This is a genomic window from Gloeobacter violaceus PCC 7421 (genome assembly GCF_000011385.1).
Taxonomy (GTDB): domain Bacteria; phylum Cyanobacteriota; class Cyanobacteriia; order Gloeobacterales; family Gloeobacteraceae; genus Gloeobacter; species Gloeobacter violaceus.
Map to the genome: position 1 here is coordinate 1487546 of NC_005125.1, position 15056 is coordinate 1502601.

Here is a 15056-nt window from a genome sequence, read left to right on the forward strand (position 1 = left end):
AGTCAACTGTCTGGCAAGAAAGTCTGAATTCGGAACGCTCGCCGTGAAAGAGAGAGGCGCGATTGACAGTGCAATCATCGGCAATTCCGAGACATGCGTACCCCGGTGTAAAGCGACTTGTATCATATTCCCAATTGGCACCAATGAGTGGTCAGCTTGCTACGAAACGTGCATTTCTCTTTGTGCCGGCAGTTTATAAAATCGCTCAAGCGATGCAGCACATCAAATCAACTGAGCACTAGGGTGAACCCTGATCTGGTAGGCAATTCAGTCATGTCTGCCATCGGCGCGCCGATGGGCAGTGCTGTGTAACCCACACAGCGCAGCATTTCGGCGTGCTGCCATAGACGGCTTACCCGAGAACTCAGTGAATACTAGCTCTGCTGGCACAGCAGTCGCAGCTGTTGGTCATTTTTTGCGTCTACAAGCTTCAGCTGTACGCAATATGTTCATTCCGATCGATAACCTAAGGCAAAAGCTGATAAGAGAATTTAGAGTCCCATCTTTTTCTGGGGCTCATGGATTGCCACAGTGGTTCGGAGTGAATGGAAATGAACAATACGTTCCAACGCAAGTTGGGTTCAAGTTTTGTGTGGGCCGCGCTATTGCCCGCTCTGTCTACCGGTCTGATGGGTGCGGCGGTATACGCCCAAGCCGACCAGATCGCCGGTTTGCCCCAGGATGCAGTTGCCCGCGCCACCGAGGCGAAAAGTCAGACGCTCAGCATCGAGGATGCCAGGCAACTGCTCGATAAAACCAGTGCCAAGGCTGCGGATCTGGAGTACCGCCCGCCGCTGTGGGATTGGACAGCGCTGGCAGTGCAGGACAACGGACGACAGAGACAGACGGCTCAAGCGACTCCGGCCACCGCACCGACGGCCCAAGCGCCTGGTACCAGCGACGAGCCCGACGAACAGGGCGATGTGCTCGACGAGGTGTCGGTGACCGCCACTCGGCGCGCCACCCGGGCGCGCGACACACCGTCGGTGGTCTATGCCGTCAAAAAAGAAGACTTTCAGGCGGTTCGGGCGACAACGGCAACCGATGCCCTGACGCTGATCCCTGGCTTCACGACGCTCCCCTCGCTGGGCGGGGTGCGCGGTGCCGGTGGGATTTTCCTGCGCGGCTTCGACGATCAGCGCTTTCAGGTGCTCAGAGACGGCCTGTCGATCCAGCGCTCCTCGAACAACCGCTCGGACCTCTCTTCGTTCGTCGTCGACGATCTCGAGCGCATCGAAGTGGTGACCGGTGGTGCCACACTGCGCTACGGCTCAGGAGCGGTGGGCGGCGTCATCAACTTGATCACCGAGACGCCCAAGGGTCCTCCGAAGCTGACACTGCAGTATCTGGTCGGTAACTACGGCAACAGCCGCTATCTTGCCAAGTACGGCGGGGGCGACGACACCTTTAGCTACAACCTGGTCTACTCGGGGGTTGCTGCTTTTAACGACTATCCTTTCAGTGTCACGCTGCCAAACCAGGCCCAGTTCTACGGCCCCACGACTAACCCGAACTCCATCGATCCGTTTCTTGGTCCGGGCTTCAACTCCTCCGGTCTTCCCGGTGCCGACCCCGACAACAGCGGTGACCTCGATTTGTACGGTTTTATGAAACCGGAAGTCGGTCCACCGCTGACGGTAAGCGGCGTCAACAACTCCTCGATTAACGCCTCGGATACCTACACCGGTAAGATCACCTTCAAGCCAGACCCCGACAACAAGCTCACCTTGCGCGTTGGCCAGCTCAACAGCCAGTTCCGTTTCGCCAGTTCGGGCAATGCCTACGGTACCCTCTGCACCGGCAGCAACGGCCTTGGAACCCCAGGAGCCAACGGCACGCTGCTTGGCGAGCGCTACTTGCCCCTCAATCCCGATGGGACCGAAGCACCCTGCCCCCAACAGCGCTACTTCGTGAATACCCCTTCGAACTTTTATTCCTCGCCGTATTTTCGCTACAGCAACTCGCTGAGCGGTGTAACCGTCGCCCCGGGCCAGGCCTACCAGGTAGAACCGGTGATCACTGAGGGTTTTTTCTACCAGACCAACAATCAGAGCCAGACCGAAGCTGCCTTGCAGTGGGATCTCAATCTGTCGCCGACCACGACGCTCAACAGTTACGTTCAGTACTTTCAGTTTCTGGGGAACGCCTATAACCTTTCCCCGGTCTTCAACTTCAACACCAACATCGATCCGATTCTCTTCGGGCTCACCACTCCCGGTCAGGCCACCGTCAACCCACCGGCCCAGCCCTACTTTGAAGGCAGAAAATTTGAAGCCCAAACAGCCATCAACACCCAGATTTCCCCGGGACAGAACCTGCAGTTCGGCGTCAACTACAACGAAGACCGCAGCTACCAGCAGAAGCAGGGTGGCCGCCGGTTTTTCGATCAAACGATCTCCCGCACGTCTATCTTTTTGATTGACGACATTAGTTTCAGCGAGGAGCTGAAATTGAATGTGGGCTTCCGCTATACCTACAGCACACAGTTCGGCTCGGTGGGAACACCGGGGGCGGGTCTGCGCTACACCCCCAGCAATTTTATTTCCCTGCGCACCAACTGGAACTATATCTTCAATGCTCCGAGTATCTCGGATCTGAACGTTTCGGGCGGCATATTCGTCGCCAACCCCAACCTCAAACCGGAGTCGGGCGTGGCGTTCGACGCCGGTGTGGATGTCACGCCCCTGCCGAATGTCAGTTTGCAGGCCACCTACTTCAACATTTACCTGGACGGCGTCTTTGGCAATGCCATCCTTCCCAACCCCAACTTCCTCGTGCCGGGAGATCCCACTTCGAACTTTGCCTTTATCCAGCAGCGCGTCAACCGCGATACCCAGATATCGACCGGGTTCGAGCTTCTGGCCCGCTGGCAGGTCACCCCTGAGTTGACCTTTCAGGCCAACTACACCAACAGCGATTCGCGGCTGGTCGGCAGAACCGACTCCATCGACACCACGTTGTTCATCTACCAGCTCCAGAACGCGGGCATCCCCTTCAACAATGCGGGGGCACGGTTGACCTACGCGAATAAGGGCTGGCTCGCGGCTCTGGTTTTCCGCTACCAGGACGGCTTCACGCTGGACTACACGACGTTCACGCCCTCGTGGGCGACGCTGGATATCAACGTCGAAGTGCCGCTTACGCCCTTCTTTACCGTGCTGGGCAGCGTGCGCAATGTCACCAACACCACCTACGAGAATCCGGTCCTCGTCCCAGCCATCGGAACAAACTTCCTGATGGGCGGCCGCTTCGAGATAGGCGGCTAAGACAGGCAGTATGACGCCAGGTCACTCCAAAGCGGGGAGCGCCTCTCCCAGACTCCATTCTGGACAGCCGCTCTCCTCGGGGGCGGCCGTTTTATGGCAATTCACTAAGTGTTTACTATGGACATTGCACTTCGGCGGTATTGTGTTACCAAGGTATCTGCCTTGTGCTTTCCGACGTGTTGTGCGTTCGAGAGAGCCTGGCGTGCAAGCACAATTACGAGAGAGACCGGGAAGAAATGGCAGTAATAGACTGGTTTGTGCGGGGCGGCATCGTCATGTGGCCGATGCTGCTGTGCTCGATCATCGCCCTGGCCATCATCATCGAGCGCATCATCTACTACGTCCGCCTGCTGCCGCGCCAGAAGGCTTTCGTCGAACAGGCCTTCGCCACCGAGCGCTACCAGCCCGACCAGCTCAGGCGGCTGATTAACGAAAATGCGGACATTCCGCTGGGTCGGATCTTCGGTTCGGCGCTCTCGGTGCGCACCGACGACGAGACGGCCTTCCGCCTGGCGATCGAAGGGGCGGCCAAAACCGAGATCCCGAAGCTGAAGCGCTTCGTGTCGGTACTGGACACGATCGTGACCTTGTCGCCGTTGTTGGGTCTGTTGGGAACGGTGCTGGGTCTGATCAATTCCTTTGCGTCGCTGGGGTTGGGTACGGAGGCCTCCAGCAAGGGTCTGGAAGTGGCGGGTGGCATTTCCGAGGCGCTGATTGCGACGGCGACGGGGATGATGGTGGCGCTGTTTACGCTGATATTTGCGAGTTTGTTTCGGGCGTTGGCCCGCCGTCAGATTGTGCTGATGGAGACGGCGGGGACGCAGCTGGAGTTGCGCTGGCGGATGGCGGAGACCGAGGGAGTGAAGCGATGACGATCAAGCTCAGCGACAGCGACGGCGACGAGGGTGGAGCGGGCGAGATCAACATGGTGCCGCTCATCGACGTGCTGTTTTCGATTTTGACGTTTTTTGTGCTGGCGTCGATTTTCTTGACGCGTCAGCAGGGGCTCTCGCTGGATCTGCCGACCGCGAAGGCTGCCAAGACCACCCAGATGAGCGAGCAGGTGACCCTCTCGGTGACCAAAGAGGGCAAGTTCTTCCTCAATAAAGAATCCATCGATCTCAAGAGCATCGGTCCGGCGATCAAAGCGGTAGTGGAAAGAGATCCCGATCGCCTTATCGTCATCGCGGGCGACAAGTCAGTCCGCTACAAGCACATTGTCAACATCCTCGACGAACTCAGGCAGGTCAATGCAACCCGGATCGCTATGGCAACGGACACCAAATGACGACGACGGTGGCCTCAAACTCATCCTCGCCTGCGTGGTAGGCTCCGCCCTCCTCCACGCCGGACTGTTCGCCCTCAAACTGCCCGAACCGAAGCCTCCCGAAATCCCCAAGGCCCAAAAAATGGTCATGGTCGAGACGGCTCCCAAACTGCCGCCTCCCAAACCAAAAGTCGAACCGCCCAAACCGAAACCGCCCGAACCGAAGAGCTTCTCCAGAAAGCCCGTTCCCAAAAAGAGCGCCCCCCAAAAGGCCAAAGCCTCGCGGACGATCCTCTCTTCCAAGGCGGTGAGCGCCGATGCGGGCACAGTCAGCGAAAACCAACTGGCCGGTTCGCGCGGCACCGGCTACGGCACCGAAAAGGGCGACGATTTTGGCAGCATTGCGCCTCTGGGTGTCGATGGCGGCAGCGGCGGGACGGACGTGGTGGAGACGCCGCCGCCGCCCCCACCGCCGCCGCCGCCGTTGGTGAACGCCCGTCCGAAGGGGGCGGTGCAGCCGGAGTACCCGGAAATCGCCCAGCAGAACAACTGGGAAGGTCGGGTAATCGTCAAGGCTTACATCAACGCGGACGGTTCGGTGGGCGAGGTGCAGGTGGCCAAATCTTCCGGGCACAGCGAGTTGGACAATGCGGCGCTGGCGGCGGTGCGCAACACGAAGTTCGAGCCGGCGCGGCGGGGGGAGGAGTCGGTGGGGGCGTGGGTGCGCATCCCGGTCACCTTCTCCCTGCAGTAGCTTCCAGTTGTCTTGATCCCAGCCTGCGGGCGGCGGTATCGTACCGCCGCCCGCGTTGTTTTAGCCCGGCCACGCCGATGGACCCGGAGGCTATTACCATTGAGATTAAGGAATCTTAAAAGTGAGCAACCCGATGGCGACGCAGAGCGCAGCAGCAAGACGCCGGGACAAAATGCGCATTATCTTGATGACCGGCAAAGGTGGGGTAGGCAAGACCAGCATGGCCGCCGCCACCGGGCTGCGTTGCGCCGAGTTGGGCTATCGGACGCTGGTGCTCTCTACCGATCCTGCCCACTCCCTCGCCGACTCCCTCGATCAGCCTCTGGGGCACGAGCCGCGGCGGGTGAGCGAGAACCTCTGGGCCGCCGAACTGGACGCCCTCGTGGAACTGGAAGAGAACTGGGGCTCGGTCAAAAAATACATCACCACCGTCCTGCAGGCGCGCGGCCTCGATGGCATCCAGGCAGAAGAGTTGGCAGTGCTGCCGGGCATGGACGAGATCTTCTCCCTGGTGCGGGTCAAGCGACACTACGACGAGGCCGACTACGATGTGCTGATTATCGATTCGGCCCCCACCGGCACGGCTTTGCGCCTATTGAGTCTGCCGGAGGTCTCAGGCTGGTACGTGCGCAAGTTCTTCAAGCCGATGCAGGGAATCGCCAAGGCCCTCACGCCCATCTTCGACCCGGTGGCCCGGCGGGTGGTGGGCATCCCGCTGCCGAACGCCGAGGTGATCGACGCGCCCTACGAGTTCTACGAAAAAATCGAGGCGTTGGAGCGCATTCTCACCGACAACACCCTCACCACCGTCCGCCTAGTCACCAACCCCGAGAAGATGGTGATCAAAGAGTCGCTGCGCGCCCACGCCTATCTGAGCCTTTACAACGTGGCCACCGACCTGGTGATCGCCAACCGGATCATCCCCGACGGGGTCCAAGACCCGTACTTTCAGCGCTGGAAACAGGCCCAGCAGGTTTACCGCCGGCAAATCCATGAAAACTTTGCCCCCCTGCCGGTGCGGGAGATCCCGCTCTACCAGGAGGAAATGGTGGGTATCGCCGCTCTCGAACGCCTCAAAGACGATCTCTACGGTGAGGAGGATCCGGCGGCCGTGCTGTACGCCGAAACTACCCTTAAGGTCGTTCAAGAGGCGGGTGCCTACCGCCTCGACCTCTATTTGCCCGGCGTGCCGAAGTCGGAGGTGCAACTGGCCAAGACCGGCGATGAGTTGAACATTCGCATCGGCAACCACCGCCGCAACCTGGTGCTGCCGCAGTCGCTTGCTGCTCTGCAGCCGAGTGGAGCCCGGATGCACGAGGACTTCCTACAGATTCGCTTCGTCGCTGCCGGTCCGTAGATAACGGCAGAATGCAAAAACCCGGCGAGAGCAGTACGTCGCCGGGCTTGATATGGCTTATCGCTTAGTAGCGGCGGTCGCGGCCACCGCCGCCACCCGCACCGCCACCGCCACCACCGCTACCGCGGTAGCCACCGCCACCGCCGCCACTACGGTTGCCGCCACCGCCGCCGCCGCCGGCACGGCGGTCGGGGCGAGGCTCCGCCTTGTTGACGCGAATTTCACGGTTGTTCCAGGTGGCGCCGTCCAGATCGTCAATGGCTGCCTGCTCGGCCGTTTCCGATTCGAGGTCCACGAAGGCAAAGCCCCGGGGACGACCAGTCTCCCGGTCCATCGGAATCTTGACCGATTTCACTTCGCCGTACTCGGTGAAGGCTTCGACGATTTCCTGCTCGGTGGCAGAGAAGGGCAGGTTACCCACAAATAAAGTCACTGCTTGTCTCCAGAACGAGATGAACCAATCGACAAGGACAAAACAGCGACCCTACCGATGGCTTGCACGAAATGGACATCCGTCAATCCCGGGTGGGTATGACGGTTTCTGGAACTATCAAGTGCACCTATTTCGAGGACCGAAAACATGCTCTAATCGTTGCCAGACTTTGGTTTCCGCGTGTCCGCGCGGTACTGGGTAGATACTAGCATAGACCCCGAAAGGGCGGGTACGTCAGCGATTAACCCAATAATTCCCGCAGTTCGCTGTATACCACTTCCGGCGACCGATCCCCATCGACACTCGTCAGTTTCTGCTGCTCCTGGTAGTACCGAATCAGCGGCTCGGTCGATTCGCGATAGACGTTCAGCCGTTTGCTGACCACCTCAAGGGTGTCGTCGGGGCGCTGCACCAGTTCGCTCGGGCAGTCGGTATGGTCGGTACAAAAAGGCGGCGCCGCGGGCGGCGGATTGAAGCGCACGTGAAAGATGCGCTTGCACAGCGGGCAAGTGCGCCGTCCGGTGAGCCGCTCGATGAGTTGCGCCTCGGGTACGTCGATGAGCACGACCGCCTCCAGGGACTGAGCCAGGTGGGCAAGCAGTCCGTCGAGCGCTTCCGCCTGGGCGGGGGTGCGGGGAAAGCCGTCGAGGATCCAGCCGCCGCCGGCGTCCGGCCGGGCCAGGCGGTCTTCGATCAAGCCGACGACCACCGCGTCAGGCACCAGCGCGCCGCGGTTCATATAGCTCTGGGCTTCGAGTCCCAGGGGGGTGCCTTCTTTGACCGCAGCGCGCAGAATATCGCCCGTTGAAACCTGTGGCAGTCCCAGCTCCTGCATGAGCAGTTGGGCCTGGGTACCCTTGCCCGCTCCCGGAGCGCCGAGCAACATCAGCCGTCGAGTGGCCACTAGCGTTTCACCATGCCTTCGTAGCGCTGGGAGATCACGTAGGTCTGGATCTGGCGCACGGTGTCGATGGCGACGCCCACCAGAATCAACAGCGAGGTGGCCCCCAGACCGTTAAAGGTGGTGATGCCGGTCCCCTGCTCGACAAAGGTCGGAATGATCGCCACCGCCGACAGGAAAATCGCCCCCAGAAAAGTCAGCCGGTTCATCACCTTGGCGATGTATTCGGAAGTGGCGGTGCCGGGGCGCACGCCCGGAATGCTCGAACCCATGCGCTTGAGGTTCTTGGAGACATCCTCGGGGTTGATGATGAGCGTCGCGTAGAAGAAGCTGAAAAACAGGATCAACACCAGATAGAGGATGTTGTGGATCCAGCCGCTGGAAATGGCGTTGACCACCTGATCGACGGTGGCGTTGCGGGCGAACTGGGCAAAGGTGAGAGGCAGGTACAGCAGCGAGGAGGCGAAGATGATCGGCATGACGCCGCCCTGGTTGACACGCAGAGGCAGGTAGCTCGTCTGCTGCTGCTGGTACTGTTGGCGGCGCGGTCCCACCTGACGGCGGGCCGAGATAATCGGGATGCGGCGGGTGCCCTCCTGCACAAAGACGATCCCCACGATCATGGCGAGGAAAACCAGCAGCAGCACGACCACCCCCGCCACCCGCGAGGAGTCGGCCTGCAACAGCTGGAAGGTCTGGCTGAAGGCGGTGGGCAAGCTGGAGACGATGCTCACAAAAATGAGCAGCGAGGCGCCGTTGCCGATTCCTTTTTCGGTGATCAGTTCTCCCAGCCACATTACGAAGATCGCCCCGGCGGTGAGTGCCAGGGTGGTCTGGATGACAAACAGCGGACTCCAGTCGGCAACAAAGGGCTTGATGTAAATGGCCACACCGATGCTCTGGATAATCGCCCAGCCAAGGGCCAGATAGCGCGTGTACTGGGCGATCTGGCGCCGTCCCTGCTCGCCTTCGTTCTTTTGAAGGTCTTCGAGTTTGGGGAAAACCGGCACCAGCAGCTGCATGATGATGCTGGCGTTGATGTAGGGCAAGATGCCCAGCATGAAGACGCCCAGAGTCGTGAAACCGCCGCCCGCAAAAATGTTCAAAAAGCCGATGATGGCGTTATTCTGAGTAGCCTGCTGGAAGGCGGCCTGGTTGATCTCCGGCAGTGGGATGTAGATACCGATGCGTGAGAGTACCAGTAGTCCCAGGGTGAACAGCAAGCGGCGGCGTAACCCGGAGGCTGACGCCATCTGGGCAAAGGTTTCCTGCGCCGACAGTTGCCTTTCGCGACCTCGTTCCATCGAACCGCACCCTCCCGCGCCTTTGCTACGGCTGAGTTGACTGCAAACTTATCCAATCATAGTAACCCGCAGCCCAGGTGCGCGGGTTGTTAGACAGCGACCGGAGCACTGAGGGCCTCGGCCAGTGCGGCTCGCCCCAGGCGGGTTTCGAGAATATCCATCACTGTGCGGCCAAAGTCGTTGGAATCGCGCCGCCAGGCTTCGAGGCAGACGCGGCCGAAGAAAGCTCCCAGCGGTTCCGGGTTCCACAGCATCTTGGAGGCCGTCCAGGGCATCATGCTCATCGGGTCGTAGCCCGGCTTGAGGATGCGGTTGTCGAGGGCGTATTCTTCAAGGCCCGTGTGCGGTTGCAGGCCGATGAAGAAAATCGCCGGTTCGACTTTATCGCGGCCAAAAATCGCCTCCAGTTCGCGGTGAAAGGCGATCGTCTCGCGGATGGTCTGGTGGGTCTCGCCGATGACGTTAAACGAATAGTTGACCGAGACCAGATCGTTGAAGCCGCTCGTTTTGAGGTGGCGGCAGTTTTCGAGCACCGTGCGCAGGTTGTAGCCCAAGCGCATCTTGCGCACCAGCGACTGGGAGCCGGAGGTGATGCCGATTTCGAAGTAGTTCATGCCGGTCTCGACCATCAGGCGGGTGAGTTCGGGGGGCAGATTGTCGGCGCGGATGTAGGCGGCCCAGTGGATATCCTGCATACCCGAGGCTTTGATCGCCCCGAGTAGTTCGATGCAGTCGGCAATATATTTCTTGGACGGCACAAACTGGGCATCGGTGAACCAGAAATTGCGGATGCCCCGGTCGTAGAGCTGGCGCATCTCCCGGACCACCTCATGGGCCGGGTTGACGCGCACCTGCTTGCCCTCGACGACGGTGTAGATGCAGTAGATGCAGTTGTGGGGACAGCCGCGCTTGGTCTGCACACCGATATAAAAGTCCCCGTCCAGGTAGTAGTCGAACTGCGGCCAGATTTGCCCGATGTAATCGTAATTGCAGGCGGTCTTGACCATCGGGGTGGGGGGCTCGGCCACCAGACCCGGCCGCGGCCGGGTGCGGCCGACCACGTAGCAGCGCTCGGAGGCGATATCCTCGCCGCGCAGGAGTTTCTCAAAAAGCGTTTCCCCCTCGCCCACCGAGACGATCGTGCCCTGGGGAAGCTGAGAAGCGAGTTGCTCGTAGAACACCGAGATGGCGCCGCCCCCCACCACCACCCGGGCCTCGCGGTTGTGGGCGCGGGCCATGGCGTAGCCGCGGCGGATCAGGCCCAGATTGCGCCACAGTTCGCCGTAATAATCGGTGGCCAGACGCAAACCGCCCAGGGCTCCCTGCACGCGCTCCAAAGGGTTCTCGGAATAAAAAAGCTGAAAGGCGTTCTGCAGGGGGTTGCCCGCCCGGCCGCCCACGGGCGCGTAGATCTGGATGTCGCGCCAGGAGTAGACCAGCAGGCTCGGCTTGAAGGTGATGATCTTGTCTTCGAGGGCTTTGTAAAAATCGAGCGGGGGCACCGCGCCCAGATCAAAGATCTCCTGCTCGATGGTCGGAAAAAGCTTGTGGACGTGATCGGCAAGATAGACGACGCCGATCGGAAAAATCGGGTTGCAGGGCAGGCGCACGTAGAGAATGCGCTCGGGCCGGGCGGCGGAGGACGGTGAGGGCATCGTTTTTGCGCTTTTTTGTGAAGAACTGTCACTTTCATCTTACTTGCGGGTGCCGGGGCAGGTGATATCGTCGGGAGAGCCACCCCACCGACGCCATGCAAGTCATCCTGCGCGAGATCAACTGGACCGACCTCTGGCTGTGGCTTCTCTTTGAGGAGGCGCCGGCGGAGCGCCAGCGCCTCTACCTGGAACAGGTGCTGGATGCCTGGTACTCGCTGGGTCTGTTGGGCGGCTTCAACGCCTCACGACTGCCGCTGCACGAGGCCGCCGAGGATCTGAGCCTTTCTTACGCGACCTACGACTTGGGCGCAGAAGATGTGATGCCCGCTTTGATGCACAACATGGGCGACATCGAGTACGACGGGCGCACGGCCAAGTGCTGGTTCGATCTGGGCACCGCCGACTCGCTTTCGCTCGATGTGCTCATCAATGCCGTGCAGACTCTAAATCAAGAGTATCTGCCCGTCGAGCGCTTGGTAATTGGCGGCTCGGGGGACGCTCCGCCCTGGGGCAACCTGGACGAGTGATCAAGGCAACGGCAGGCGGCCCAGGACGATGAAATCGATGAAGTAAAAAGCGACCGGGGCGGTGAAGATGTAGCTGTCGGCGCGGTCGAGAATGCCGCCGTGGCCGGGGATCAAGTTGCCCGCGTCCTTGAGGCCGACATCGCGCTTCATCAGCGACTCGGTCAGGTCGCCCAACAGCCCGCTCACGCCCACGAGCAACCCAAAGACGACGCCGGTGAGGGGCCAGAGCGACCAGCCCAGCAGGGCGGCCCCGGCCAGACCGACCAGAATGCTCGCCGTCGTGCCGAAGATTGCTCCTTCGACGGTCTTTTTGGGGCTGATGGGTGTGAGCGGTGTGCGGCCGAAAGCCTTGCCGAAGAAAAACGCGCCGATATCCGAGGCCCAGATGCAGGCAAAGGTAAGCAGCAGCAGATAGCCCAATCCATCGAGGGCTCGAAGCTGCACCAAGAAACTGGGCAAATAGCCGGTGTAGAAAAGCCCCAGAAGACTGGTGGCCATATCGGAGATCGTGGCCGGGGGCTGGCGGCGAAACAGCAGCGACACGCACACCAGCCCCCCGGCCAGCACAAAGGCACCATTGGCCAGTTGCGGATAGAGCTGCTGAATGGCAAGCAGCGTCAGGCTCAGACCCAGGCAGAGGTTCTCGGTGGGCCGGTAGCCCTTGCGGCGGACAATCTCAAAAAACTCGATCTGCCCCAGCACCACCAGTACCGCGAGCGCCAGGGTGAAAAACCAGCCCCCGAGGTAGATGGCCAGCAGGACCACGGGGATGAGAACACTCGCGCTGAGGATGCGGGCCGACATGCAACCACTATAGGCGCGCGCACCGGCCCGACCCTACGGCGAGCGGGGGATAATGCGATGGTACCGACAAAAGGTCATGGCTTTTTGGCATCGGGCGGCACTGCTGTTCGTCTACGGCACGCTCAGGCAAGGGGAGTGCAACCACGGCCTGCTGCGCGGGCGGGCGGATTGGGTGCGTGAAGCCACCTGCCGCGGGCATCTTTATTCGGTCGAGGATCACTACCCGGCGCTATCGCTTGACAAGGCCGCCCCGCCGGTGGTGGGGGAACTGTACACCCCACACCCGGCCGCCCGCGCAGCGCTGATGATCGATCTCGACCGGCTCGAAGGCATCGAAGAGCAGTACTATCGGCCAGTGGTGCTGGAGCGGCCCGACGGCACCTGGCTGGTCTATGCCGTCGGGTCGGGCCTCGAAAGTTACTGTCGCCCGGATCGGCGCATCGCCGGGGGGGACTGGTGCCGCTACCGCGCGGGGCGCGATAGGCTGGGTCCGAACGAATAGAGCAAGGCCGTGCGATCAAAGTTGCTTGGGGCGGCGATCTTGACACTAGCTCTAGTCTGGGGGGCGGTGGGCCTGCGGGCGGCCACCCGCTTCGAGACGGCCGCCGCCAAAGTCTACGAGCAGATGCCGAATCTCGAGCGCGGCGAGTTGCCCGGCAAGCCCGACAGTACCCTGGTGCGCCGCTTGATGCTTTATCACGCAAGTATCCGCGGCCGTCCGGAGACCTCGCGCCTCGACTGGAAGCTGACCCTATCTGACTATCTGGGCTACAACCTCAACATCGACCCGGCCACCTACCCCGAGTACAAAGCGGGCCAGGACACCCTCGCGCGCGACCGGGCCGCCGTCGACGCCCTCAGCCGCCGCGAGCGCAACCGCCTGGTTGACGTGCTCGTCTTTGCCCTGCAGCGCTGATGGGTTTCTGGCGAGAGACCGACAAGTGGATCGTCGCCTTTGATCCTGAGCGCGAACCCTACTGCGCGCTGGTGGGCGGCGCGGACTGGTCTTTTGAATTGACCCGGCCGGAGACGGTGCAGTTGCTCGCGGCCCTCGTCTCGCTCCTCCGGCAATGGCAGGTGAGCCTCGCGGAGTTGATGGACGGCGAGAGTGCGGAACTCGGCGTCGGGAATCTTTATGTGGAATTGAATCTATCTGGTACAGCCGCCGCCTTCGGGTTGCGGCTGCGCATGGTCGAGGGCCGGGCCGCCGAGGGAAGCTGGCCTGCTCCCATAGCCGCCCAGGTGATAGAAGCTCTGGAGCAGCTGGCGGGGGCAGGCTTGCTGTCCGGGCTCCAGCAGTAGACAATGGTTCAGGACGCCTCCTGAGAGTATCGAAGTGACCAGCAAACGCACTGTGTCCGATAGCAAGCGGGCCTTTTTCGCCGCCTACCCGCGGCCCGTCAACTCGATCTACCGCCGGGTAATCGACGAGTTGCTGGTGGAAGTGCACTTGCTCATCACCAACCAGGACTTTCGCCACGACCCGCTGTTTGCCACGGGTCTACTGACCGCTTACCAGGCTTTGATGGAGGGCTACACGCCCGTCGAACAGCGCGATGCCATCTTGCGCGCCTTGTGCACGGCCCTCGAATTGTCCTACGAGCAGTTGCATACGGACGCCGCCCAGTGGCGGGCGATTGCCGCCGAGCTGCCTGCGCAGGAGGTGCTCGAGGTGATGGCGGGCAAGCGCGAAGCGGGCGACGGCCGGCTCAAGGCCATGGGCGACACCCTGGCCGGGATCGCCAATGCCGAACGCTTCAAGTACAGCCGGTTGTTCTCGTTGGGGCTCGCCAATATTCTGGAGCAGGCGGGCCGCGCGGCGGCGATGTCCGAAAAAGATCGCCTCGAGCGGCTCCAGCAGATCTGCACCTACCTCAAACTCGACTACAACCGCGTCAAGCGCGATCTCGACTTTTTCCACTCGGTGCTCGAACGCATCAAGCGCTCCAAAGAAGTCGTCGACGAACTGAGCCAGACCGAGCGCCGCAAGCGCGAGGAACGGGCCGTTTCCCAGCCTGGTTGAGGCGAGGGTTGCTGCGCGTCGGCATTCTGGCCTCCGGTAGCGGCACCAACTTTCAGGTGCTCGCCGATGCGGCGCGCTCGGGCCGGTTGCCAGTCGAAATCGCCGTACTCGTCTACAACAACCCCGGCGCCTACGTCGCCGATCGCGCCCGCGCCGCGGGCATCGCGGCAGTCCTACTCGACCACCGCAAATTCGTCAGCCGCGAAGTACTCGATGAGGAGATTGTCGCCACCCTCGAAGCCCACGGCGTCGAACTGGTGGTGATGGCCGGTTGGATGCGCAAGGTGACGGAGGTGCTGATCGGCCGCTTTGCAGATCGCATCCTCAACATCCATCCGAGTTTGCTGCCTGCCTTTCGGGGCGCCAAAGCGATCGAGCAGGCCCTCGACTACGGCGTCAAAGTGGCGGGTTGCACAGTCCATATCGTGCGCCTCGAAGTCGACGCCGGTCCGATTATCCTGCAGGCGGCGGAGGCGGTGCGCGAGGACGACACCCCCGAAACCCTGGCTGTGCGCATCCACGCCCACGAATACCGGATCCTTCCCGAGGCGGTACGGCTTTTTGCCGAGGGCCGGGTGCGCGTCGAGGGCAACCGCGCCCGTATTGTTATCGATGAAGTCGAACCGACCGGTTTTGAAGAGCAACTCTAGCGAAGGGCGAAAGAGATGTACGCCATTAAATCTAATTGAATAGTCAGGCCGGCAAAAGGCGTTATCTCTGACCTGTCAGACGGCAGTAATTCAGTTAGTAACCGCAGGCCTCTGA

At 61.2% G+C, this 15056-nt stretch carries 16 protein-coding genes; 11 read left to right on the forward strand and 5 right to left on the reverse strand.

Annotated features, from left to right (window positions below):
- Positions 1-551 precede the first annotated feature (551 nt).
- The 5 genes from GLL_RS07210 (at position 552) to GLL_RS07230 (ending at position 6644) form a co-directional block, all read left to right on the forward strand.
- A complete protein-coding gene (locus GLL_RS07210) occupies positions 552-3266 on the forward strand; it encodes a TonB-dependent receptor (protein ID WP_231848418.1) in 2715 nt (904 codons plus the stop codon).
- Positions 3267-3502: 236 nt separating this feature from the next.
- Positions 3503-4138 carry a MotA/TolQ/ExbB proton channel family protein gene (locus GLL_RS07215; protein ID WP_011141387.1) on the forward strand — a complete coding sequence of 212 codons (636 nt, stop codon included), beginning with the start codon at positions 3503-3505 and terminating at the stop codon, positions 4136-4138.
- Complete coding sequence (locus GLL_RS07220) at positions 4135-4554, forward strand: ExbD/TolR family protein (protein ID WP_011141388.1); 420 nt, start codon at positions 4135-4137, stop codon at positions 4552-4554. The genes GLL_RS07215 and GLL_RS07220 overlap by 4 nt, the downstream gene beginning before the upstream one ends.
- On the forward strand, positions 4517-5287 hold the full coding sequence (locus GLL_RS07225; RefSeq protein ID WP_164928766.1) for an energy transducer TonB: 771 nt from the start codon (positions 4517-4519) through the stop codon (positions 5285-5287). The genes GLL_RS07220 and GLL_RS07225 overlap by 38 nt, the downstream gene beginning before the upstream one ends.
- A 172-nt stretch (positions 5288-5459) precedes the next feature.
- Positions 5460-6644: a TRC40/GET3/ArsA family transport-energizing ATPase gene (locus GLL_RS07230; RefSeq protein ID WP_011141390.1), complete on the forward strand. Its 1185-nt coding sequence runs from the start codon at positions 5460-5462 to the stop codon at positions 6642-6644.
- 64 nt (positions 6645-6708) lie between these two features.
- Here GLL_RS07230 and GLL_RS23415 read toward each other — a convergent pair whose 3' ends face one another.
- The 4 genes from GLL_RS23415 to GLL_RS07250 all read right to left on the reverse strand — a co-directional run bounded on the left by GLL_RS23415 (position 6709) and on the right by GLL_RS07250 (position 10937).
- Complete coding sequence (locus GLL_RS23415; RefSeq protein ID WP_011141391.1) at positions 6709-7077, reverse strand: RNA recognition motif domain-containing protein; 369 nt, start codon at positions 7075-7077, stop codon at positions 6709-6711.
- Positions 7078-7318: 241 nt separating this feature from the next.
- A complete protein-coding gene (locus GLL_RS07240) occupies positions 7319-7963 on the reverse strand; it encodes an adenylate kinase (protein ID WP_231848420.1) in 645 nt (214 codons plus the stop codon).
- A gap of 17 nt (positions 7964-7980) precedes the next feature.
- Entirely contained in the window at positions 7981-9282 is a 1302-nt protein-coding gene (gene secY / locus GLL_RS07245; protein WP_011141393.1) for a preprotein translocase subunit SecY, read from the reverse strand.
- Positions 9283-9371: 89 nt separating this feature from the next.
- On the reverse strand, positions 9372-10937 hold the full coding sequence (locus GLL_RS07250) for a photosystem II high light acclimation radical SAM protein (RefSeq protein ID WP_011141394.1): 1566 nt from the start codon (positions 10935-10937) through the stop codon (positions 9372-9374).
- A gap of 95 nt (positions 10938-11032) precedes the next feature.
- Between GLL_RS07250 and GLL_RS07255 the strand changes: the two genes are divergently transcribed.
- On the forward strand, positions 11033-11464 hold the full coding sequence (locus GLL_RS07255) for a DUF3531 family protein (RefSeq protein ID WP_011141395.1): 432 nt from the start codon (positions 11033-11035) through the stop codon (positions 11462-11464).
- On the opposite strand, the gene GLL_RS07260 is transcribed toward GLL_RS07255, so the two are convergent.
- Positions 11465-12268: a phosphatidate cytidylyltransferase gene (locus GLL_RS07260; protein WP_011141396.1), complete on the reverse strand. Its 804-nt coding sequence runs from the start codon at positions 12266-12268 to the stop codon at positions 11465-11467. It lies immediately after the preceding gene.
- 76 nt (positions 12269-12344) lie between these two features.
- On the opposite strand from GLL_RS07260, the gene GLL_RS07265 reads away from it, so the two are divergent.
- The 5 genes from GLL_RS07265 to purN are packed head-to-tail and all read left to right on the forward strand — an operon-like array spanning position 12345 to position 14941.
- Positions 12345-12770 carry a gamma-glutamylcyclotransferase family protein gene (locus GLL_RS07265; protein WP_164928767.1) on the forward strand — a complete coding sequence of 142 codons (426 nt, stop codon included), beginning with the start codon at positions 12345-12347 and terminating at the stop codon, positions 12768-12770.
- A gap of 9 nt (positions 12771-12779) precedes the next feature.
- A complete protein-coding gene (locus GLL_RS07270; RefSeq protein ID WP_011141398.1) occupies positions 12780-13184 on the forward strand; it encodes a hypothetical protein in 405 nt (134 codons plus the stop codon).
- Positions 13184-13570, forward strand: a complete 387-nt coding sequence (locus GLL_RS07275) for a DUF1818 family protein (protein ID WP_011141399.1) — start codon at positions 13184-13186, stop codon at positions 13568-13570. Before GLL_RS07270 ends, GLL_RS07275 begins: the two co-directional genes overlap by 1 nt.
- A gap of 52 nt (positions 13571-13622) precedes the next feature.
- On the forward strand, positions 13623-14291 hold the full coding sequence (gene psb29 / locus GLL_RS07280) for a photosystem II biogenesis protein Psp29 (protein ID WP_164928768.1): 669 nt from the start codon (positions 13623-13625) through the stop codon (positions 14289-14291).
- 8 nt (positions 14292-14299) lie between these two features.
- Entirely contained in the window at positions 14300-14941 is a 642-nt protein-coding gene (purN, locus tag GLL_RS07285) for a phosphoribosylglycinamide formyltransferase (RefSeq protein ID WP_164928769.1), read from the forward strand.
- Positions 14942-15056: the final 115 nt, after the last annotated feature.